Genomic DNA, 19,457 nt, shown 5'->3' with positions numbered 1-19,457 from the left:
ACGACACTTCAGTATTGATGAGCGACAACGGTCCTTTGGCCAACGTTCAAATCGACGGCGCAACCGCTGACCCCGCTGAGACCTACGAAAATGTTGCAACGGTAAATATCAACGATTTTGCTTGGGCAACTGGAAATGCAGAAGCTCAATCCGCAACTTTGACCGGTTCGCTATCAACTACCTTGACTTTGGATCCATCTATTACGTATTTCTTGAACCAATCTTTCAGCGTAGAAGATGGTGCTACTTTGAATATCCCAGCTGGTACAACCATCATTGCTGATGTTGAAGGTGGGAATGAAACCAATACCTACATCGTAGTTCAAAAAGGTGGTACCATCAATGTTCAAGGTACTGCTGCGAACCCTGTTGTAATGACTTCTTCCAACGAAACTCCAGGTGACTGGGGCGGTTTGGTAATAGCTGGTAAAGCAACCACTACCGAAGGTGTTGATGCTGAAGCCGAAGTAGGTGGTATCATCTACGGTGGTACAGAAGATGACGACAATTCGGGTAGTATTGAATACTTGATCATCAACTATGCTGGTGCACAGATTAACTCCGAGTCACAGTACAACGGACTATCGCTTTACGCCGTAGGTTCTGGTACCACCATTGACAACGTTGCTATCTTGAACGGTACTGATGACGGTGTCGAATTCTTCGGTGGAACCGTTTCCGCTTCCAACTTCTACTTGGAAAACAACGAAGACGACGCTATCGACTGGACAGAAGGTTGGAACGGAACATTGACCAACGCTTATGTACTCCACACTGCTGGTTTCTCCACTGTGGTTGAGGCCGATGGTGCTAACGAAAACCCGAGTTTGGTTAATTTGACTGCTGTTTCTACTGTTGGTGGTACTGCACTTCAGTTCAAAAAAGAATCTGGTGCAACCATTACTGGACTTTCACTAACTGGTTACGATACTTCCGTATTGATGAGCGACAACGGTCCTTTGGCCAACGTTCAAATCGAAGGAGCTACTGCTGATCCAGCTGAGACATACAATGCCGCTGCTACGGTAGATGTAGCCGCCTTTAGCTGGGCAACCAACTAATTAGCTGTTATTAGCTTAAAAAAATAGCCCCCGGTAATTCGGGGGCTTTTTTTATTATAACAATAAAATAACATCGTTACACTACGTTTATTAGTAACTTGAATGCATAATTTTTCTTTCAAAAATTTATCAATCTAACGATTTATGCGTTTCGCTCAGCGTAGGTTACTAATTTAAAACACCCATGAAAACAAAATCTTTCTTATTGAATATCATAATCCTAAGTTTATTCATATCATGCTCGAATGAAGATGATTTCAATAGCAATGGACAATCTGCACAAGAAAGTGTTGTAACCGAAGATGCTGCCTTGATTGTACTCGGAGCAAACGACCTTACAGATAGTTTAACCTTGGATATTGTTATACCGGAAAATGAATATGGTTTATCCAATGCCGAACCCTTATTGCTTTTGCCATTCTATAAATCGGCGGACATAGAATCTGAAACTTGGTTTCCTGTTCCAAACTTACAAATTGAAAAAAACCTAAAAGTCTATTACTCCAGAAGTAATGGTTTGGAACTTGTCATAATTGCTGAAAAATTTGATAGCCCAACACCATACGGAAACAAATTAGAATTCAAAGAACTGAATATCATTGCCGTAAAACCTTCGAGTATATCTGGCTTGACAAGGAGTGAGCTTGACACAAGAAATTATCAAGAAATGGTAGATTTTCTAGGTTTAAACCAATAAGGAAACACCTTTTTTTCTTCGTGTCGGATAAAAATAACTGCCAGTTTCATTTATCGGATATTGACTACAGCTTACATTTCATCGAAAAGTAATCCCCTATTTGTCAAAAGGTTCCGATTTCGCATTGCAATTTTTATATATTTGTGGCATGGCCATTGTAACCATTAACCTATGAAGCACTTTTACCTCGTCATGTTATTATTTGTCTGCACGCTTGGGTTTTCTCAGGAAAACGCAAGGTCGAGCGCGGACATTGACGGGTTTAAGCTCTATCCCAATCCGGTTACCCAAGGCAAGGTGTACATAGAAACCACGCTCAACGCACCCAAAAAAATTCTGGTCTTCGATGTTTTGGGCACACAAGTTCTACAAACCACCATTTTAGGCAAGGAACTCAACCTCTCGGAATTGGACAAAGGCGTCTATATTCTTCGCGTGTTCGAGTACAACAAAGTTGCGACTAGAAAGCTCATTGTGAAATAGTTCCGTACTTTTTCCCAAAACATCCATCTACCAAACCACAACAATCAACGCTTTACCACCCATTTTAGTGTTTTCACAACATAAAATGGCTCAAATCGTAGCGTTGGCCTACTTTTATACTGCACATAGACCCCAAATCAGCGCATATGAAGAAAATCTACTTTGTATTACTACTTATGGCTTTACCTTTGTTTTCTTTCGGTCAAGACTTAGTTACCGTGAACAACGAACCGGTACAAGAGCTAAAGGGTTTTAAGATGTACCCGAATCCCGCTTATGGGAACGAAGTTTATATTACCACCGAAACCAACGGTGTGAAAGATATCAAGATTTATGACGTTTTTGGAGAAGTGGTCCTCACCAGCCGTATCACAACCAACACTTTGGACATTTCACGATTGGTGCCAGGTGTTTATGTGCTCCAAGTAACCGAACGCAAAAAAACAATGACCAGAAAGCTGGTCGTCAAATAAACCAAACTTCATCATTTTTAAAAGGCTTTCTAAAAAGCGGTAAAATTTGAGCTTTGTCAGGTTGAGCGCAGTCGAAACCCATTGATTATCAATGTGTCTTAAGTTCTCGACTGCGCTCGAACTGACAGGTAAACTGCTTTTTAGACAGCCGCTTTTTATTTTTGGGTACTTTTGCCCTAGGATGAAACAGTTTGAGACCCATCGGATTTTCAGTATAGCCCATACCAACGAATTTAACGAGGTGGCACTGGATGTCTTTCGCTTTCAATTTGAGAACAATGCGGTGTACAGGCGCTTTTGTCATCACCTGAAAAAAACTCCAGATACGGTTTTACACCATTTGGACATCCCCTTTTTACCAATTTCTTTCTTCAAAACACATCAAGTGCTTTCTACCCTAAAAGAGGCGAAAACCATTTTTACCAGTAGTGGCACCACACAAAGCACCACCAGCAAACATTTGGTGCCAGATATCAAATTGTATGAAGAAAGTTTTCTCAAGGCTTTTGAGAGTTTCTATGGAGCTCCCGAAAAAATCTGCATTTTGGCATTGTTGCCCTCCTATTTGGAGAGGGAAGGTTCTTCGCTCATTTATATGGTCGATGATCTCATCAAAAAATCGAATCACCCTGACAGCGGATTTTACCTTCACAACCTTGCTGAACTCCATCAAAAACTACTTAAACTGGAACAAAGGAATACGAAAACCCTTTTGATAGGCGTGTCGTTTGCTCTTTTGGACTTGGCCGAGCAATTTCCCATGAGACTAAAGAAAACCATTGTAATGGAAACTGGGGGCATGAAAGGGCGTCGCAAAGAACTTATCCGTGAAGAACTCCATCACATCCTAACCCAAGGGTTGGGTGTTGATAGGATCCATTCCGAATATGGGATGACCGAGCTTTTATCCCAAGCCTATTCCAAGGGCAATGGTATTTTCCAAACGCCACCTTGGATGAAAATCATTACTCGGGATACCGAAGACCCTTTGAACATACAGGCCCATAATAAAACCGGGGGTATCAATGTAATCGATTTGGCCAATCTTTACTCTTGCTCCTTCATTGCGACGCAAGATCTGGGAAAGACCTACGCCAACGGCAGTTTTGAGGTATTGGGACGTTTTGATGATTCCGATATCCGGGGCTGTAATTTGATGGTGCTTTAAGTTCGAGCGCTTTTTAGACAGCCTCTTCCAATTTATTCCACTACAAGAACAAAATAATTCTTCTTGCCCCTTTGCAAAAGGACAAATTTGTCATTGATAAGGTCGGTGGCTGTGATCAGATAATCCTCTTTCACCTTTTCTTTATTGACCGAGATGGAGTTCTGTTTCAATTCTCGCCTAGCCTCGCCATTGGAGCCCAAAAATCCGGTCTTTGCCGCCAGCGCGCCTATCATATCAAGGCCTGGTTGAAGCTCTTCTTTTGAAATGCTGGCCTGCGGTACCCCATCAAAAACATCCAAAAAGGTTTTCTCGTTCAATTTTTTTAAATCCTCGGAAGTGGATTTACCGAACAAAATGTCGCTGGCCTTAATGGCATTTTCCAAATCTTCCTCCGAATGTACCATAACGGTCACCTCCTCTGCCAATTTCTTTTGAAGTGCCCTTTCGTGCGGCGCCTCTTTATGCTGTTCCACGAGGTCATCTATCTCTTCCTTGGTCAAAAAGGTGAAGATTTTGATGTATTTTTCTGCATCCTCATCGGAAGTGTTCAACCAATACTGGTAGAATTTGTAAGGCGAGGTGCGCTCCGCATCCAGCCAAATATTCCCTCCTTCGGTTTTTCCAAATTTGGTACCATCGGCCTTTGTTATCAATGGACAGGTTAGGGCAAAGCCCTTTCCACCCCCTATTCGTCTGATCAATTCCGTACCTGTGGTGATGTTCCCCCATTGGTCGCTCCCTCCCATCTGAAGCGTACAGTTATGGTTTTGGTAGAGGTACAAAAAATCATACCCTTGCACCAACTGATAGGTAAATTCGGTGAAGGACATCCCTTCCTTTGCATCGGAGGATAACCGTTTCTTCACGGAATCCTTGGCCATCATGTAGTTGACCGTAATATGTTTTCCCACATCACGGATAAAGGCCAGGAACGAAAAGTTCTTCATCCAATCGTAATTGTTCACCAAAACCGCGGCGTTGGGCTCCCCGCTTTCAAAATCCAAAAAACGGCTCAACTGTCCTTTTAGCGCCTCTTCATTGTGGCGCAGTGTTTTTTCGTCCAAGAGATTTCGCTCCGCGGATTTCCCCGAAGGATCACCGATCATTCCAGTGGCACCGCCCACAAGAGCATAAGGCTTGTGGCCTGCCAATTGGAAATGCTTGAGCATCATAACGCCTACCAAATGGCCAATGTGCAGCGAATCGGCCGTTGGGTCTATGCCCACGTACGCAGCCCTCATTTCATCCATTAGGTGTTCTTCGGCTCCTGGCATCACATCGTGCACCATTCCCCTCCATTGCAGTTCTTGAACAAAATTCTTCGTCATGATCGGTTTTTTGGAATAGCTGCAAATATAAAATGAAGTTGGCATTTTGCTCCATATTTCCGCAACAAATAGGTACTTTTACTTTATGATTTTGGTTACAGGAGGCACTGGACTTATCGGTTCCCACTTACTTTTCCATTTGCTGAAAAATGGAAACAAAGTGAGAAGCAACTTCAGGACAAAGGAGTCCATCGACAAGGTTCGCAAAGTTTTTGGATATTATTCGGACAACGCATCCCAACTTGTTGAACAAATTGATTGGGTAGAGGGCGATATCACCACTTTGGGCGGTTTGGACGCACTTTTTAAAGATGTAGCGCAGGTATACCATTGTGCTGCCTTGATTTCCTTTGACCCGAAGGATTACAAACTTCTGAAACAGACCAATGTTCAAGGCACCGCCAACATTGTAAATCTATCCCTAAAGTACGGTGTAAAAAAACTGTGCTATGTGAGTTCCATTGCAGCTATTGGCCCGAGTCTTAAACAAGACAAAGTCACTGAGGATACCGAATGGAACGATACAAATGCTACGGTATATGGAATTACCAAATATGATGCAGAGCTGGAAGTATGGCGTGGTTCACAAGAAGGACTGTCCGTAGTCATTGTGAATCCCGGGGTGGTGATAGGACCTGGCTTTTGGAAATCGGGGAGCGGTAGCTTTTTTACCTATGCTTCCAAAGGAAAAAAATATGTTATTCCAGGAAGTACTGCCTTTGTAACGGTGAACGATGTAATCGAGGCCATGACCCGTTTAATGGATTCCAACATACAAACGGAGCGCTTTATTTTGGTTGACCAACACATGACCTACGCGACCCTTTTAAAGAAAATCGCCCCTCAATTGGGAGCGGAACCCCCTCAAAAAGTAATTCCTAAGTTTTGGTTGGAACTCTTTTGGCGATGGGATTGGGTCCGAAGCACAGTTTTTGGCAAAAGAAGTCGCTTGCCCAAATCGGTAGCAAAAGGGCTTTATCGTGAGGAATTTTACAGTAATGAAAAAATCAAATCCCAACTGGATTTTACCTTTGGGGATATGGATGAGTCAATCGCATTTTGCTGTCAGATGTTTACAGGGAATCGGTAGCAACCTTTTTCTTACCCACTCTTTTTTCCTTGACCAACTGCAGAGAGTCACGTCGTTCCAGATTTGCCTCCCGGATACTATCATTCAAACGTTTGCTGATGGCTTCCAAAGTATCTTTTTTGCGTTCCAGCATCGCCTCAACATTCTGATAGATTTTTTGATATTCCGTGGGCAAAGAAGCGTAGTATAAATCACTCTCGGCAAACTGGGTGCTATCGATGTTGTACTTGGTATAGATGAATCCCATCACATCAATATGTGCATCATCAAATTGTCGTTTGGCCCCGGATTTGGCCGCACTCAAAATGGACAGATCATATAATATTTCGATCATTTGATCTTGGGGTATCAAGTTTTCTGGTTCTTCCACCACCTTTTCGGCACAGGAAACCAAAACCATCAAACCTAGCAATACCACTACAGCCTTCTTCATCATTTACCGATTAAAAGTCAACCTTTTGGCATTTTTTTTCGAACTAAAAGTTCCGTTATCGTAAGCCAAATGTCCATTTACAAAAGTGCGCTTTACTTCGGATTCAAAAGTAACGCCTTCAAAAGGAGACCAACCACATTTATAGAAAAGATTGGCTTTGTTGACTTCATTTTTAACGTTTTGGCCCACTTGGACCAAATCGGCATAGTATCCTTCACGAATATATCCCCTTCTATCAATGTCAAAGAGTTTCGCTGGGTTATGGCACATTTTTTCCACCATTTTTTCCAAGCTGATGATTCCTTCCTTTTCCTTTTGGAGCATGGCCAAAAGGGCATGTTGGACCAAAGGTCCGCCCGATGGGGCACTGGTGTAGGGATTGTCTTTTTCCTCTAAGGTATGGGGCGCATGGTCGGTCGCAACCACATCAATGCGGTCGTCCAAAAGAGCTTGCCAAAGTTGCTCCCTATCCGTCTTGGTCTTCACGGCGGGGTTCCATTTAATGTGGGTTCCTTTGGTCGCATAATCCTCGTCGGAAAACCAAAGATGGTGAATGCACACCTCAGCCGTAATCTGTTTCTTTTCCAAAGGTATTTCGTTGGTGAACAAATCGGTCTCAATTCCTGTGGATAAATGGAACACGTGCAATCTGGCACCTGTCTTTTTGGCCAAGGCTATGGCTTTGGAGGATGAGAGGTAGCAGGCTTCGGCACTTCGAATGATGGGATGCAGTTCTATGGGAATATCATCCCCGTACATTTCTTGGTATTTTTCCATATTGGCCCTAATGGTACCTTCATCTTCGCAATGGGCGGAAATGACCATATCCGTATTACTAAAAATCTTTTCCAACACCTCCTCGTTGTCCACCAGCATATTCCCCGTGGAAGACCCTAGAAACAGCTTTACCCCGGAACAGGCGTTACGGTCCAGTCGCTTTAATTCTTCCAAATTATCGTTGGTTCCCCCAAACAAAAAAGAATAGTTGGCCGAGGCATCTTTGGCCGCCATGGCAAATTTTTCCTCCAATTTTTCAATGGTCGTGGTTTGCGGATTAGTATTGGGCTGTTCCATAAAGGTAGTTATGCCACCCGCAATCGCTGCCCTGCTTTCCGTGGCGATAGTGCCCTTATGGGTAAGCCCAGGCTCCCTAAAATGAACTTGATCATCGATGATACCTGGTAACAAAAGGTCGCCTTCCAAATCGATGACCTGAGCATTGGCATCTGAAATATCGGAGTCTATTCGAGAAATAAAATCTCCATCCAACAACACATCGGATTCAAAAATGCGGTTTTCATTGACAATCTTTGCATTCTTCAATAGGGTTCTTGACATAACTAAAAGTTCTTTTTAAAAAAAATACTTCTGAATTTCATGGCGATGACACCAAAAACGGCTTCACGAATAATGGCAGAGTTCATTTTTGACTTTCCGTTCACCCGATCCGTAAAAATAATCGAAACTTCTTCAATCTTGAATTTTTTAAGGTAGGCCCTGTACTTCATTTCTATCTGAAAGGCATATCCGATAAACCTCACACGGTCCAAATTGATGGTCTCCAAAACCTTCCGTCGGTAACAAACAAATCCCGCAGTGGGATCATGGACTTTCATTCCGGTGATCAATTTTACGTAGAACGAGGCCCCGTAAGAGAGCAAAATACGGGCCAAGGGCCAGTTGACTACGTTTACTCCTTTTTTATATCGAGATCCTACGGCTACATCAGCTCCGTTCAAACAAGCACGGTGCAGTCTTGAGAGGTCGGCAGGGCGATGCGAAAAATCGGCATCCATCTCAAAAATGTACTCATACCCTTTAGCCAAGGCCCATTTAAATCCGTGGATATAGGCAGTGCCCAATCCTGATTTTTCCTTGCGCACTTCCAGAAAAAGTTGATCTGGAAACTCTGATTGTAGTTTGCGAACGGAATCCGCAGTACCATCAGGAGAATTATCATCCACCACAAGTACATGAAAATCTTTTTTAAGGTCGAAAACCGTTCTTACAATGGCCTCGATGTTTTCAATTTCGTTGAATGTGGGTATAATGACCAAGCCGTCTGCCATTCGCATTAGATTAGAAGTTCAAAAATACGGTTTTCTATTTTGCCCACGCAAGTTCCAGTTCACATGCTTGTTTGGGACAAACCCAATATTTGTAACTTTGCCGCTTAAAACTCAGGTGAATGTCACAAAAGTTTCCCAGACTTTTTTATCTATGCTTAACGGTTCTTTTTGTTCTCAACTTGGTTCAGGCCTCTGTGACGGAACTTATTTATGATGAAGCCTATTATTGGTACTATGCCCAAAATCTGGCTTGGGGGTATTTTGACCATCCTTCCATGGTCGCTTTTCTGATTAAAATAAGTAGTCTACTGTTTGATGGCGAGTTGGGAGTACGGTTGATGAGTTGCATCCTATCGGCAGGTACTTATGTTTTGCTCTGGTTGATGGTGGACAACCCCAAAAAGAAGCAATATGTCATCCATTTTTTTCTTCTGGTGTTCTCCTTTACGTTAATGAACGCGTATGGGTTCTTAACCCTGCCGGATACATCCCTTTTGTTTTTTACCGCACTGTTCCTTTGGTTGTACCAACGTTTTTTGGCCAGTGAAAATACTATCACGGCACTATGGTTGGGCGTGGTCATGGCCGCGCTCATGTATAGTAAGTACCATGCGGTGCTGGTCATCTTTTTTGTGCTGCTGTCCAATTACAAACTGGTCTTCAACAAAAAAGCATGGTTGGCGGTAGGGATTGCCTTGGTGTGTTATCTTCCACACTTTGTATGGCTCTATCAAAACGATTTTGTGTCCATCACCTTTCATTTGTATGAACGTCCCAATCAACCCTATTCTTTTGACGAGTTTACTTTGGGCTATTTTTTGAATATTATCGTCATTATCGGTCTTTTATTCTATTGGGTATATGGGGCCTTGTTCAAGTTTAGGGCTACGGACAAGTTTTCAAAAGCGTTGGTGTATTTGATTTATGGGGTTTTGATTTTCTTCTTCATCTCCAGCTTCAACCGTAGGGTGCAGGCACAATGGGCCATTGTCATTTCCATACCGTTGGCCATTATTGCCTTCAATCATCTATTGACGCATGCCAAAAGCCGAAAATGGATGTACCGTGTAGGTTTGGTGAGTTTGGTGCTGTTGATGTATGCCCGGGCATGGATGGTATATTATCCCTTGTTTCCCATGTATTTTGAAACCCATGGCAACAAGGAATGGACCAGTGAACTCAAGACCAAATCCGGTGGCGTGCCGATTGTTTTTGAGAACTCCTACAGGCGCGCTTCCATGTATGAATTTTATGCCGATGTACCTGCCATTTCCCTTAACAATTTTATGTACCGAAAAAACCAATATTCCATTGATGGTTCGGAAGAGCGCGTAAGGGGCAAAAAGGTACTCTATGTTTCCAAATACCTAAAAAAAGGTGAGGTGAGTTACATGCAGCTGGACAGTACTGTTTTTCATGGTAATTTCATCAATAATTTTCAATCGTACCGAAGGTTGGAATGCATCGTGGAAAAATCAAATGCTGGCATTGGGTATACCTTAAAAGTCTACAACCCCTATCCATTTGATATACCCTTGGAGCAATTGAAGTATACCATTTCCTACTCCAACGAACATAAGCAGGTGAAACAAAGATTACCATTAAAGATAAATAGTCTCGAACCTCAAATGGCGCTCCTCAAATCCAAGGATACGCTCCACTATACTTTTGAGCTGCCCTTGTCGTCCATGGAAAATCCGTCGTATTTTAGGGTTGGGATTTCGGAGAACAACCTTCCTGCTGGTCTCAATGGCAAACCTATTAAGCTTGAATAATGGAGCCTATTGAAAAAACCATCGTCTCCATGGACTGGATGACACTTACAATTTTTACGGGGCTGGTTGTTTTGGCACTCGGCAAATACCTTTTCCACAAAAAATTCCTCAATTTTATCATTCTCCCGTTCAACGATAAGTACATTCTGCTTCATAATAAAAAGGGACAGTTTTCCCATTGGTTTCATTTGTTGTTGACCCTGTTCCAACTGATCAACCTATCCCTGTTCTTTTTCTTGGTTTTGCAAACCTTCGATTTAGCTCCACTCGATAATACCTTAACTTCCTACTTGATCGTTCTTGGCTTTTTGGCCTTGTTTGAACTTCTCAAATTCCTTGTGCAGTTGTTCACGGGATTTGTTTTCAACAACTCAGGACTTTTTGGAAGTTTGGTCTTCAGCAAAATTTCTTACCTCAATTATAGCAGCATCGTTATCGCAGTTGCCAACATTTTATTGATTTATATTACCTCCCATTCAAAAACAACCATATATGTGGCTTTGGCCCTGATTTTATTGATAAATGGCATTGGTATTACAAAGCTGCTGAAGAACCATCAAAAAGCACTCCTCACGTATTTTGTGTATTTTATTTTGTACCTTTGCGCACTCGAAATTGCGCCCTTGGTGTTAATTGGAAGCTATTTTAAAGGTTGAAAACTTATGAAAGTAAAAACAATTTTGGTTTCCCAACCAGAACCCAAAGTCGAAAACTCACCCTATTCAAGATTAATTGAAAAAGAGAAAGTAAAAGTAGATTTTAGACCTTTCATACACGTTGAAGGCGTTGAGGCCAAAAATGTGAGACAGCAGAAAATCGACTTGAACAACTTTACGGCGATCATCCTAACGAGCAGAAACTCCGTGGATCACTTTTTTAGGATTGCCGAGGAAATGCGCTTCAAAGTTCCGGATTCCATGAAATATTTTTGTCAGTCAGAGGCCGTTGCCTACTACTTGCAAAAATATGTGGTGTACAGAAAAAGAAAGATTTATGTAGGGCAAAGAACGTTCAACGAGCTTATTCCCTTGATCAAGAAGTATAAAGACGAAAAGTTCCTGTTACCTTCTTCCGATTCCCTAAAACCCATCGTTCCCGAATTGTTGGACGAGGTTGGCGTAAATTGGACCCGTGGTATATTCTACAAAACGGTGATCAGCGACCTGTCGGACCTAAGAAATGTGTACTATGACATTTTGGTATTCTTTAGTCCCTCAGGAATCGAATCCCTTATGAAGAACTTCCCCGATTTTGAACAGAACGATACTAGAATTGCCGTTTTTGGCAATAGTACGGTTAAAGCGGCCACTAATGCAGGTCTTCGGATAGATATTCAGGCACCTACGCCAGAAACTCCCTCCATGACCATGGCTCTCCAGAAGTACATTACCAGTGTAAACAAATAGTGTACAGTACAAAAAATGAAAAGAAAAGCCCCGTAAAAACGGGGCTTTGTTTTTTAAAAGGCATATCGCTGCGGTCCGCCCCGCCTGATTTCCTCACTTGCGTACGCTTCAAATTTTTTGAAGTTCTCCCTAAAAGCATTGGTCAACTTAAAGGCCGTTTTGTAATAGGCTTCATCATTGTTCCATGTTGCCCTTGGGCTGAGCACTTGGGTAGGTACGCCTGGACACTCCCTTGGCTGTGCCACCCCAAACACGGAATGGATGTGGTATTTCTCATAATTGTACAGACCTAGTTCTCCGCTGAGGGCAGCACTGATCATGGCGCGCGTGTACTTGAGCTTCATTCGGGTGCCCACACCGTAAGGACCTCCGGTCCAACCCGTATTGACCAACCATACATCAACCCCTGACTCCTTCATCTTCTTGCTCAGCATTTCGGCATATTTCGCAGGATGCAAAGGCATAAAAGGAGCACCAAAACAGGCCGAGAAGGAAGGTTGTGGCTCCACAACACCCGCTTCCGTACCGGCTACCTTTGCCGTATATCCCGAAATAAAGTGATAAGCCGCCTGGGCCGGGGTCAACTTGGAAATAGGGGGCAGCACTCCGAAGGCATCCGCTGTTAGAAAGAAAATATTTTTCACGTTCTTCCCAATAGAGGGCCACTGTATGTTTTCAATATGGTGGATGGGATAGCTCACCCTAGTATTTTGTGTGATGGAGGTATCCGAGAAATCGACCACCCCATCATCGTCCATGACCACATTTTCCAGAATAGCACCTTTTTTGATGGCTCCATAAATCTCGGGTTCCTTCTTTTGGGAAAGGTCGATGACCTTGGCGTAGCAGCCACCTTCAAAATTGAAAACCGTATTGTCAGGTGTCCAGCCATGCTCATCGTCCCCAATCAATCTTCTATCGGGGTCTGTGGACAAGGTGGTTTTTCCTGTTCCTGATAGACCGAAAAAAATCGCGGTATCTCCCGATTCGCCCACATTGGCCGAACAGTGCATGGGCAAGGTGTTTTTATAAACGGGCAGAATAAAGTTCAAGGCTGAAAAAATGCCTTTCTTGATCTCTCCAGTGTAGCCTGTTCCACCGATCAATGCTATTTTTCGGCTAAAATTTAAAATTGCAAAATTATGTTGACGGGTTCCATCTTCTTCCGGATTGGCCATAAAACCCGGTGCATTCACTACGGTCCATTCAGGATCAAAATCCTCCAACTCTTCCTCCGTGGGACGCAGGAACATATTGTAGGCAAACATATTGGACCACGGATATTCGTTGATCACTCGGATATTCAGCTTATAATCCGCATCGGCACATGCGTAGGAATCCCGAACATACAATTCTTTGGTATTGAGGTAAGCGATGACCTTGTCGTACAGTTGGTCGAACCTATCGCTCTCAAAAGGGATGTTGATGTTTCCCCACCAAACCTTATCAGAAGTAATATCATCTTTCACAATGAAACGATCCATGGGCGACCTACCTGTAAATTCTCCGGTGTTCACCGCCAAAGCCCCAGAGGAGGCTTCTTGGCCCATCCCCTTTTCAATGGTAATGTTGTGCAATTCATCTGGCGATAGTTGGTAATTCACATTGTCATGGGTTATTCCATAGGAGTGTAACGAAATCGTTTTCGTGATTGAAGTGGAATCCTTCATAGTTTAGATTTTTATGTTGGTACAAAACTAGAAAATAATAGCTTTTCGTCCTTTTAAATCTTGCTTAATTGAGTGTTTTATTGGTTAAAATGTGATATCCCAAAGAAATCCAACCGAAGATCAGCAAAACCCCTCCTATTGGTGTTAAAAAGCCAATGATTTTAAAGTCAAAAGGGGTTAAACTGTTCAATGCCAATAGGTAAATCGAAAAGGAGAACAGCACCACGCCTGCCACAACCAGTCCATAGATGTACTTTTTTGGCTTAACGGAAAGGCCGTCCCACATTCCCAAAAAAAGTAAAAATAGCGCGTGGTACATTTGATACTTCACTCCTGTTTCAAAAGTGTCAATGGCTTCCGAATCTACCAATTTTTCCAATCCGTGGGCACCGAAAGCACCTAAACCAATGGCCAACATACCCAATAAAGTTCCTGTCAACAAAATTGTTCTGTTCATAACTTTAACATGCTATTTTTTTAGAGATATAACATTTTAATACCTTAGTGTCCCGAATATCAAAAGTAAACAAAACACATGGTCCGTACTATTTTAGTTGTTGGAGCAGGCAAATCAACCTCTTACCTCTTAGATTATCTCCTCGAAAAATCAGAAGAAGAACAGATACACCTTAAGATAGGGGATCTTCGCCCCGAGAACATCCCCAATAAATTTGCTTCGCACCCCAACTGCACGGTTTTCCAACTTGATATCTTTAACGAAACAGAAAGAAAAAAAGCGGTTTCCGAGGCCTCCATTGTGGTTTCCATGCTCCCTGCCAGTTTGCACATCAATGTGGCTCACGATTGCCTGGAGTTTGAAAAGCATTTTATTACCGCTTCCTATGTCAGCGATCAATTGAGGGCACTGGACGAGGATGTCAAGAAAAAAGGACTTGTTTTTATGAACGAAATCGGCCTTGATCCCGGCATCGACCACATGAGTGCGATGGAAGTCATTGACCGAATCCGTGATGCAGAGGGAAAAATGCTATTGTTCGAATCCTTTACCGGTGGACTGGTAGCTCCTCAAAGCGACACCAATCTTTGGCATTACAAATTTACGTGGAATCCACGGAACGTAGTCTTGGCAGGCCAAGGAGGCGCAGCCAAGTTTATTCAAGAGGGCACCTACAAATATATCCCATACCAAAAACTCTTTAGACGGACCGAATTCATGGATATTGAAGGATACGGCACTTTCGAGGCCTATGCCAACCGTGATTCGCTAAAATATCGTGAAGCTTATGGCCTGCAGGATGCATTGACCCTATTTCGGGGCACCATGAGGCGCGTTGGTTTTTCCAAAGCGTGGCAAATGTTTGTCATCTTGGGCATGACGGATGACAGCTACACGATAGAAAATTCCGAAGGAATGTCATACCGTGAATTCGTCAACCTCTTTTTGCCCTATTCCCCTACCGACTCCGTGGAACTTAAAATGCGGCATTATCTTAAAATTGACCAAGACGACATTATGTGGGGCAAGCTATTGGAGCTAGACCTCTTCAATCCTTCCAAAAAAATACCTTTAAAAAATGCCTCACCCGCACAGATGCTCCAATTCATTTTAGAGGATAGCTGGACCTTAAAAGAGGATGAAAAGGATATGATCGTGATGTATCACAAATTCGGCTACGAACTGAACGGCAAAAAGAAGCAGATAGATGCCAACATGGTAGTCATTGGGGAGAACAGGGCCTACACTGCCATGTCCAAAACGGTCGGATTACCTGTAGCCATGGCCACGCTACTTATACTTAATGGAAAAATAAAAACCCCAGGGGTACAAATACCCATCTTGAAGGAGGTTTACGAACCTATTTTAAAAGAGTTGAAAAACTACGGTATCAGCTTTAAGGAGTATGAAAAACCCTATTTGGGTTATAATCCCGATTCAGTTGCTGGATAGTCAACTGAAAGTTTTTCTATACCTTTGACTACAAATCAACATCCATATTGTGAAAAGCAATAACAATTCGGTAAAAATAGATGGTATTGACAAGAAAATCCTAAGATACCTCATGGAAGATGCGCGAAAGCCCATTTTGGAGATTGCAAGGAACATCGGGATTTCGGGGGCGGCCATTCACCAGCGGCTTCGCAAATTGGAAAGCTCGGGACTTATCGCTGGGTCCAAGTTTGTCATCAATCCCAAAGTATTGGGCTACTCCACCATGGCCTATATTGGCATTTATCTGGACAAGGCAATGACCAATCCAAGAGCAGTAAAGCAACTCAAGGAAATTCCAGAGGTTTTGGAGTGCCACTATACCACGGGAAACTGGTCCATCCTCATTAAAGTATTGTGTCAGGACAACGAACATCTAATGCAGGTCCTCAATAAAAAAATACAGCAAATCGAAGGGGTTTCCAGAACAGAGACCTTCATCTCTTTGGACCAACAAATCGATCGTCAAATACGTATCTGATATTTGTATTAAATCTAAATAAGCATTACATTTGTCCCATGAATGTAATATTTCAATCTACATATTACACCCTCTACCAAGCTGCGGACCAACGCTGTTTTTATCTTGACTTTGGTCAGAAAATAGTCCGTATGTCCCTCTGCCAGCTACTTTCGCTTCGCCATAAGGTGATGAACATCGATATTGAAAACCATTTTGATAGCGACTTCAACGCCCATGGATTTGAAGTGTTGATGCTTTGCAACAAGGAGCACCTCTTCATCCTGAACACTTTGGAGGTATTGGATTTAAAGAAACTCGTATCGCACAGTTTTATATCCCTTGGGCTCTCCGCCGAAGTTCCTGAAGTGACCTTTTCCTAACCCAGGAAATCCATTTATTTTTAATAAGTCTTAAACCGCCTTTAAACTGGGCCCCCATTTTTTAAACCCCTTAAAATTCGGTACCTTTATAGATATAATTCGATTAAAAAGTACCTATGAAAGATATAGCAAGACAAAGTATGAGCATTAAAGTGGAATCCATGGATTTGCTCAACGGACAGATAAAAATGGAGGCCCACGCCTCGGCAACCTATTTGGCCATGGCCTCTTGGTGTGAACAAAACGGTTTTTTCACTAGTGCCAAGTTTTTCTTTAAACAAGCGGAAGAAGAGCGGGAGCACATGATGAAAATTTTTAACTTTTTGGTGGATACCGGCGGTAATCCGATCTCTCCAGAGGTTACGGGCATCAATCACGATTATTCTTCCATTGTGGACGTTTTTGAGTCTACGCTGGAGCATGAGGTTAAGGTGACCAAATCCATTCACAATATTGTGAAAAAAGCTAGGGAGATTGGTGATTTTGCCACAGAACGCTTCTTGGACTGGTTTGTAATGGAGCAGGTAGAAGAAGAAAACACCATCAGGGATATTTTGGATATGATCGAAGTGACCGGCACCGAAGGTGTAGGACTTCAAATGATCGATAACCAAGTTGCCAATTGGATTGAGTAAATGAATCCAATTACAATTCCTTGATAGATCAGCAGAAACGTATTTTTCGTCAACCTGAACTTGTTTCAGGTTCTCATGGTCATTTCATTATATGTTTGATGAGATTCTGAAATGAATTCAGAATGACAACTTTAAACAAGCACAATTAATAAAGGGGCCGCTTGGCCCCTTTTTATTTGATATCATTTTGCTGTTAATCCCTTCCACCGAAGACCTGAACGGCCCAGTACAACAAGGAGGCCAATGCACCCAAAGCAGCAACCACATAAGTTCTTGCCGCCCATTTTAGGGCATCTTCCGCACCTGAATATTCTTCTTGGGTTACCATATTCTTTTGCTTGAGCCATACCAAAGCCCTTTTACTCGCATCATATTCCACGGGAAGGGTCACAAAGCTGAACAAGGTGGCGAAACCCATCATAATCAATCCGGCCACGGCAATATAAAAACCGATACCACCTGCCACACCCGTGGCGGCCATCAACATAATGCCCCCAAACACGACCCATGTGGACATACCGGAGGTAACGCTTACCACGGGAACCAATTTGGAGCGCATGGTCAACCATTCGTAGGCTTGCGCATGCTGTACTGCGTGTCCACATTCGTGTGCGGCCACTGCAGCTGCAGATGCATTCCGTTGGTTGTATACGCCTTCACTCAAGTTTACAGTCTTGTTTTTCGGATTGTAATGGTCCGTTAGCATTCCGGGAGTAGAAATCACTTTTACATCCCGAATACCATGGTCATCGAGCATTTTCTGGGCAATCTCGGCCCCGCTCATCCCATTTCGCAAATGAACCTTTGAATATTTTTTGAACTTACTCTTCAATCGGTTGCTCACCATCCAGCTGATCAGGGCAATTCCACCAATCAATATATAATATGTCATCATAGTCTTAAATCTTTTACTTCAATATAAATATACCACATAAAAGCAAAAACCCCGCCAAATAATGGCAGGGCACTTTTACTGTCAAAATGTTAGTGTTTTAAACCAATACTGGTTCTAGCTTAAAAGTTTCGGCAATTTCCTTGTAAACCACTTCACCCTCAACTACGTTCAATCCCTTTTCTAATGACTTGTCCAATTTGCACGCACTACGCCATCCCAAGTTTGCCAATTTTAGCACATAGGGCAGTGTTACATTCGTCAAGGCAACAGTAGAAGTATAAGGCACTGCCCCTGGCATATTGGCTACACAGTAATGAACAACGTCATCTATAATATAAATGGGGTCCTCATGGGTCGTTGGTTTGGTGGTTTCCACACATCCTCCTTGATCGACTGCTACATCCACTATAACAGTTCCCGGATGCATGTCCTTGAGCATGTCCCTAGTAATTAAGTTGGGTGCTTTTGCTCCTTTCAACAGGACTCCACCAATGATCAAGTCGTGTGTTTTGATATATTTCCTGATATTGAATTCGTTGGAAAAACCTGTGATGACATGGCTTGGCATGATATCGTTTACATATCTGAGACGTTTCATGTTCACATCCAAAATCGTGACCTGCGCCCCTAATCCTGCTGCCATTTTAGCAGCCTGAATGCCAACCGTACCTGCTCCAAGGACTAAAACTCTCCCTGGTGACACCCCTGGAACACCACCCAAAAGCACACCTTTACCTTTTACAGGCTTCTCCAAATATTTGGCTCCCTGTTGTATGGCCATTCTACCGGCCACTTCGGACATCGGGGTCAACAGAGGCAAAGTGCCATCTTCATCTTCCACGGTTTCGTAGGCAATGCAGATGGATTTACTCCTGATCATAGCCTTGGTCAAAGCCTCGCTGGAAGCAAAATGAAAGTAGGTAAACACAATTTGTCCTTCCTGAATCAAATGGTACTCCTCCGCAATGGGCTCTTTCACCTTTACGATCATATCGCTCATGGCATACACCTGACCAATGGTATCCAAAATAGTGGCCCCTGCCTGTTGGTAATCCTGATTAAAAAATCCACTTCCCTCACCTGCACCCGATTGCACATAAACGGTGTGGTTGTTCTTGACCAATTCAAAGACCCCGGCAGGCGTCATGCCGACCCGGCTTTCGTTGTTTTTGATTTCTTTAGGTATCCCAACAGTCATAATGTTGTTTTTAATGGTTGATGGGCCAAAGTTGGATAAAAAAATTAAATAAAAACACAAATACTCGACAAAAAACAGGGGTGTCATGTCAAAAACATCATATTTTAACATTTATACCCTAATTTTTATAGGGTTAAATTATTTTTTAATCATTTTTAAAGATAATACCTCTAATTTTTAAGGGGTGTATGTGCGTAATAACAAAAAAGCATGCCCGTTGGGCATGCTTTTTAGCGGGTATTACTATAAAGTTCTTGAATAATTCTTCTAATAATCCTATTTTAA

20 protein-coding genes and 1 pseudogene are annotated in these 19,457 nt (G+C 42.7%); 13 read left to right on the top strand and 8 right to left on the bottom strand.

What is annotated here, in order from left to right; translation table 11 throughout:
- The 5 genes and pseudogenes from EO130_RS15565 to EO130_RS15300 form a co-directional block, all read left to right on the top strand.
- Positions 1-1,061, top strand: a pseudogene (locus EO130_RS15565) (hypothetical protein); the annotation flags it as partial.
- A 184-nt stretch (positions 1,062-1,245) separates the two neighbouring features.
- Positions 1,246-1,758 (top strand): hypothetical protein, encoded by a 513-nt coding sequence (locus EO130_RS15315; RefSeq protein ID WP_127142485.1) that lies wholly within the window; start codon positions 1,246-1,248, stop codon positions 1,756-1,758.
- Positions 1,759-1,929: 171 nt separating this feature from the next.
- On the top strand, positions 1,930-2,241 hold the full coding sequence (locus EO130_RS15310; protein ID WP_127142483.1) for a T9SS type A sorting domain-containing protein: 312 nt from the start codon (positions 1,930-1,932) through the stop codon (positions 2,239-2,241).
- 146 nt (positions 2,242-2,387) lie between these two features.
- Positions 2,388-2,714, top strand: a complete 327-nt coding sequence (locus EO130_RS15305; RefSeq protein WP_127142481.1) for a T9SS type A sorting domain-containing protein — start codon at positions 2,388-2,390, stop codon at positions 2,712-2,714.
- A gap of 181 nt (positions 2,715-2,895) precedes the next feature.
- A complete protein-coding gene (locus EO130_RS15300) occupies positions 2,896-3,882 on the top strand; it encodes a LuxE/PaaK family acyltransferase (protein ID WP_127142479.1) in 987 nt (328 codons plus the stop codon).
- A 32-nt stretch (positions 3,883-3,914) separates the two neighbouring features.
- On the opposite strand, the gene tyrS is transcribed toward EO130_RS15300, so the two are convergent.
- Entirely contained in the window at positions 3,915-5,210 is a 1,296-nt protein-coding gene (gene tyrS, locus EO130_RS15295) for a tyrosine--tRNA ligase (protein ID WP_206513163.1), read from the bottom strand.
- 85 nt (positions 5,211-5,295) lie between these two features.
- On the opposite strand from tyrS, the gene EO130_RS15290 reads away from it, so the two are divergent.
- Positions 5,296-6,300, top strand: coding sequence for an NAD-dependent epimerase/dehydratase family protein (locus EO130_RS15290; RefSeq protein WP_127142475.1), 1,005 nt, complete (start codon positions 5,296-5,298; stop codon positions 6,298-6,300).
- Here the strand turns inward: EO130_RS15290 and EO130_RS15285 are convergent.
- The 3 genes from EO130_RS15285 to EO130_RS15275 are packed head-to-tail and all read right to left on the bottom strand — an operon-like array spanning position 6,284 to position 8,802.
- Complete coding sequence (locus tag EO130_RS15285; RefSeq protein WP_241244378.1) at positions 6,284-6,736, bottom strand: DUF4296 domain-containing protein; 453 nt, start codon at positions 6,734-6,736, stop codon at positions 6,284-6,286. The genes EO130_RS15290 and EO130_RS15285 overlap by 17 nt on opposite strands.
- On the bottom strand, positions 6,737-8,071 hold the full coding sequence (locus EO130_RS15280) for a dihydroorotase (RefSeq protein ID WP_127142471.1): 1,335 nt from the start codon (positions 8,069-8,071) through the stop codon (positions 6,737-6,739).
- Between the two features lie 2 nt (positions 8,072-8,073).
- Positions 8,074-8,802, bottom strand: coding sequence for a polyprenol monophosphomannose synthase (locus EO130_RS15275; RefSeq protein ID WP_127142469.1), 729 nt, complete (start codon positions 8,800-8,802; stop codon positions 8,074-8,076).
- A 119-nt stretch (positions 8,803-8,921) separates the two neighbouring features.
- On the opposite strand from EO130_RS15275, the gene EO130_RS15270 reads away from it, so the two are divergent.
- From EO130_RS15270 to EO130_RS15260, 3 genes are read left to right on the top strand one after another with little or no spacing between them, the layout of a single operon-like run.
- A complete protein-coding gene (locus tag EO130_RS15270; RefSeq protein ID WP_127142467.1) occupies positions 8,922-10,577 on the top strand; it encodes a glycosyltransferase family 39 protein in 1,656 nt (551 codons plus the stop codon).
- Positions 10,577-11,233, top strand: coding sequence for a DUF4271 domain-containing protein (locus EO130_RS15265; RefSeq protein ID WP_127142465.1), 657 nt, complete (start codon positions 10,577-10,579; stop codon positions 11,231-11,233). Before EO130_RS15270 ends, EO130_RS15265 begins: the two co-directional genes overlap by 1 nt.
- Before the next feature lie 6 nt (positions 11,234-11,239).
- Positions 11,240-11,983, top strand: a complete 744-nt coding sequence (locus EO130_RS15260; protein WP_127142463.1) for a uroporphyrinogen-III synthase — start codon at positions 11,240-11,242, stop codon at positions 11,981-11,983.
- A 53-nt stretch (positions 11,984-12,036) separates the two neighbouring features.
- Here EO130_RS15260 and pckA read toward each other — a convergent pair whose 3' ends face one another.
- On the bottom strand, positions 12,037-13,653 hold the full coding sequence (gene pckA / locus EO130_RS15255; RefSeq protein WP_127142461.1) for a phosphoenolpyruvate carboxykinase (ATP): 1,617 nt from the start codon (positions 13,651-13,653) through the stop codon (positions 12,037-12,039).
- A 64-nt stretch (positions 13,654-13,717) separates the two neighbouring features.
- Positions 13,718-14,110, bottom strand: a complete 393-nt coding sequence (locus EO130_RS15250; protein ID WP_127142459.1) for a DUF423 domain-containing protein — start codon at positions 14,108-14,110, stop codon at positions 13,718-13,720.
- A 78-nt stretch (positions 14,111-14,188) separates the two neighbouring features.
- Between EO130_RS15250 and EO130_RS15245 the strand changes: the two genes are divergently transcribed.
- From EO130_RS15245 to EO130_RS15230, 4 genes are all read left to right on the top strand, one after another.
- Complete coding sequence (locus EO130_RS15245; protein WP_127142457.1) at positions 14,189-15,562, top strand: saccharopine dehydrogenase family protein; 1,374 nt, start codon at positions 14,189-14,191, stop codon at positions 15,560-15,562.
- A 49-nt stretch (positions 15,563-15,611) separates the two neighbouring features.
- The gene (locus tag EO130_RS15240; protein ID WP_127142455.1) at positions 15,612-16,082 is read left to right on the top strand and encodes an Lrp/AsnC ligand binding domain-containing protein; all 471 of its coding nucleotides are present in this window, start codon (positions 15,612-15,614) and stop codon (positions 16,080-16,082) included.
- A 38-nt stretch (positions 16,083-16,120) separates the two neighbouring features.
- Positions 16,121-16,444: a hypothetical protein gene (locus EO130_RS15235; protein ID WP_127142453.1), complete on the top strand. Its 324-nt coding sequence runs from the start codon at positions 16,121-16,123 to the stop codon at positions 16,442-16,444.
- A gap of 116 nt (positions 16,445-16,560) precedes the next feature.
- On the top strand, positions 16,561-17,079 hold the full coding sequence (locus tag EO130_RS15230; protein WP_127142451.1) for a ferritin: 519 nt from the start codon (positions 16,561-16,563) through the stop codon (positions 17,077-17,079).
- Between the two features lie 193 nt (positions 17,080-17,272).
- Here EO130_RS15230 and EO130_RS15225 read toward each other — a convergent pair whose 3' ends face one another.
- Together EO130_RS15225 and ald are read right to left on the bottom strand one after the other, a co-directional pair.
- Positions 17,273-17,974: a zinc metallopeptidase gene (locus EO130_RS15225; RefSeq protein ID WP_127142449.1), complete on the bottom strand. Its 702-nt coding sequence runs from the start codon at positions 17,972-17,974 to the stop codon at positions 17,273-17,275.
- Positions 17,975-18,071: 97 nt separating this feature from the next.
- Positions 18,072-19,172, bottom strand: a complete 1,101-nt coding sequence (gene ald, locus EO130_RS15220) for an alanine dehydrogenase (RefSeq protein WP_127142447.1) — start codon at positions 19,170-19,172, stop codon at positions 18,072-18,074.
- Positions 19,173-19,457 lie beyond the last annotated feature (285 nt).

It is taken from the genome of Flagellimonas marinaquae, from assembly GCF_003992675.1.
GTDB classification, from domain to species: domain Bacteria; phylum Bacteroidota; class Bacteroidia; order Flavobacteriales; family Flavobacteriaceae; genus Flagellimonas; species Flagellimonas marinaquae.
This window is presented reverse-complemented; position numbering and strand designations above follow the sequence as displayed.

Coding starts and splice junctions, on each gene's coding strand:
- EO130_RS15225 (WP_127142449.1), bottom strand. CDS start 17,974: ATGATGACATATTATATATTGATTGGTGGAATTGCCCTGATCAGCTGG.
- EO130_RS15235 (WP_127142453.1), top strand. CDS start 16,121: ATGAATGTAATATTTCAATCTACATATTACACCCTCTACCAAGCTGCG.
- EO130_RS15300 (WP_127142479.1), top strand. CDS start 2,896: ATGAAACAGTTTGAGACCCATCGGATTTTCAGTATAGCCCATACCAAC.
- EO130_RS15260 (WP_127142463.1), top strand. CDS start 11,240: ATGAAAGTAAAAACAATTTTGGTTTCCCAACCAGAACCCAAAGTCGAA.
- tyrS (WP_206513163.1), bottom strand. CDS start 5,210: ATGACGAAGAATTTTGTTCAAGAACTGCAATGGAGGGGAATGGTGCAC.
- EO130_RS15265 (WP_127142465.1), top strand. CDS start 10,577: ATGGAGCCTATTGAAAAAACCATCGTCTCCATGGACTGGATGACACTT.
- ald (WP_127142447.1), bottom strand. CDS start 19,172: ATGACTGTTGGGATACCTAAAGAAATCAAAAACAACGAAAGCCGGGTC.
- EO130_RS15310 (WP_127142483.1), top strand. CDS start 1,930: ATGAAGCACTTTTACCTCGTCATGTTATTATTTGTCTGCACGCTTGGG.
- EO130_RS15230 (WP_127142451.1), top strand. CDS start 16,561: ATGAAAGATATAGCAAGACAAAGTATGAGCATTAAAGTGGAATCCATG.
- pckA (WP_127142461.1), bottom strand. CDS start 13,653: ATGAAGGATTCCACTTCAATCACGAAAACGATTTCGTTACACTCCTAT.
- EO130_RS15280 (WP_127142471.1), bottom strand. CDS start 8,071: ATGTCAAGAACCCTATTGAAGAATGCAAAGATTGTCAATGAAAACCGC.
- EO130_RS15315 (WP_127142485.1), top strand. CDS start 1,246: ATGAAAACAAAATCTTTCTTATTGAATATCATAATCCTAAGTTTATTC.
- EO130_RS15250 (WP_127142459.1), bottom strand. CDS start 14,110: ATGAACAGAACAATTTTGTTGACAGGAACTTTATTGGGTATGTTGGCC.
- EO130_RS15275 (WP_127142469.1), bottom strand. CDS start 8,802: ATGGCAGACGGCTTGGTCATTATACCCACATTCAACGAAATTGAAAAC.
- EO130_RS15285 (WP_241244378.1), bottom strand. CDS start 6,736: ATGATGAAGAAGGCTGTAGTGGTATTGCTAGGTTTGATGGTTTTGGTT.
- EO130_RS15270 (WP_127142467.1), top strand. CDS start 8,922: ATGTCACAAAAGTTTCCCAGACTTTTTTATCTATGCTTAACGGTTCTT.
- EO130_RS15245 (WP_127142457.1), top strand. CDS start 14,189: ATGGTCCGTACTATTTTAGTTGTTGGAGCAGGCAAATCAACCTCTTAC.
- EO130_RS15290 (WP_127142475.1), top strand. CDS start 5,296: ATGATTTTGGTTACAGGAGGCACTGGACTTATCGGTTCCCACTTACTT.
- EO130_RS15305 (WP_127142481.1), top strand. CDS start 2,388: ATGAAGAAAATCTACTTTGTATTACTACTTATGGCTTTACCTTTGTTT.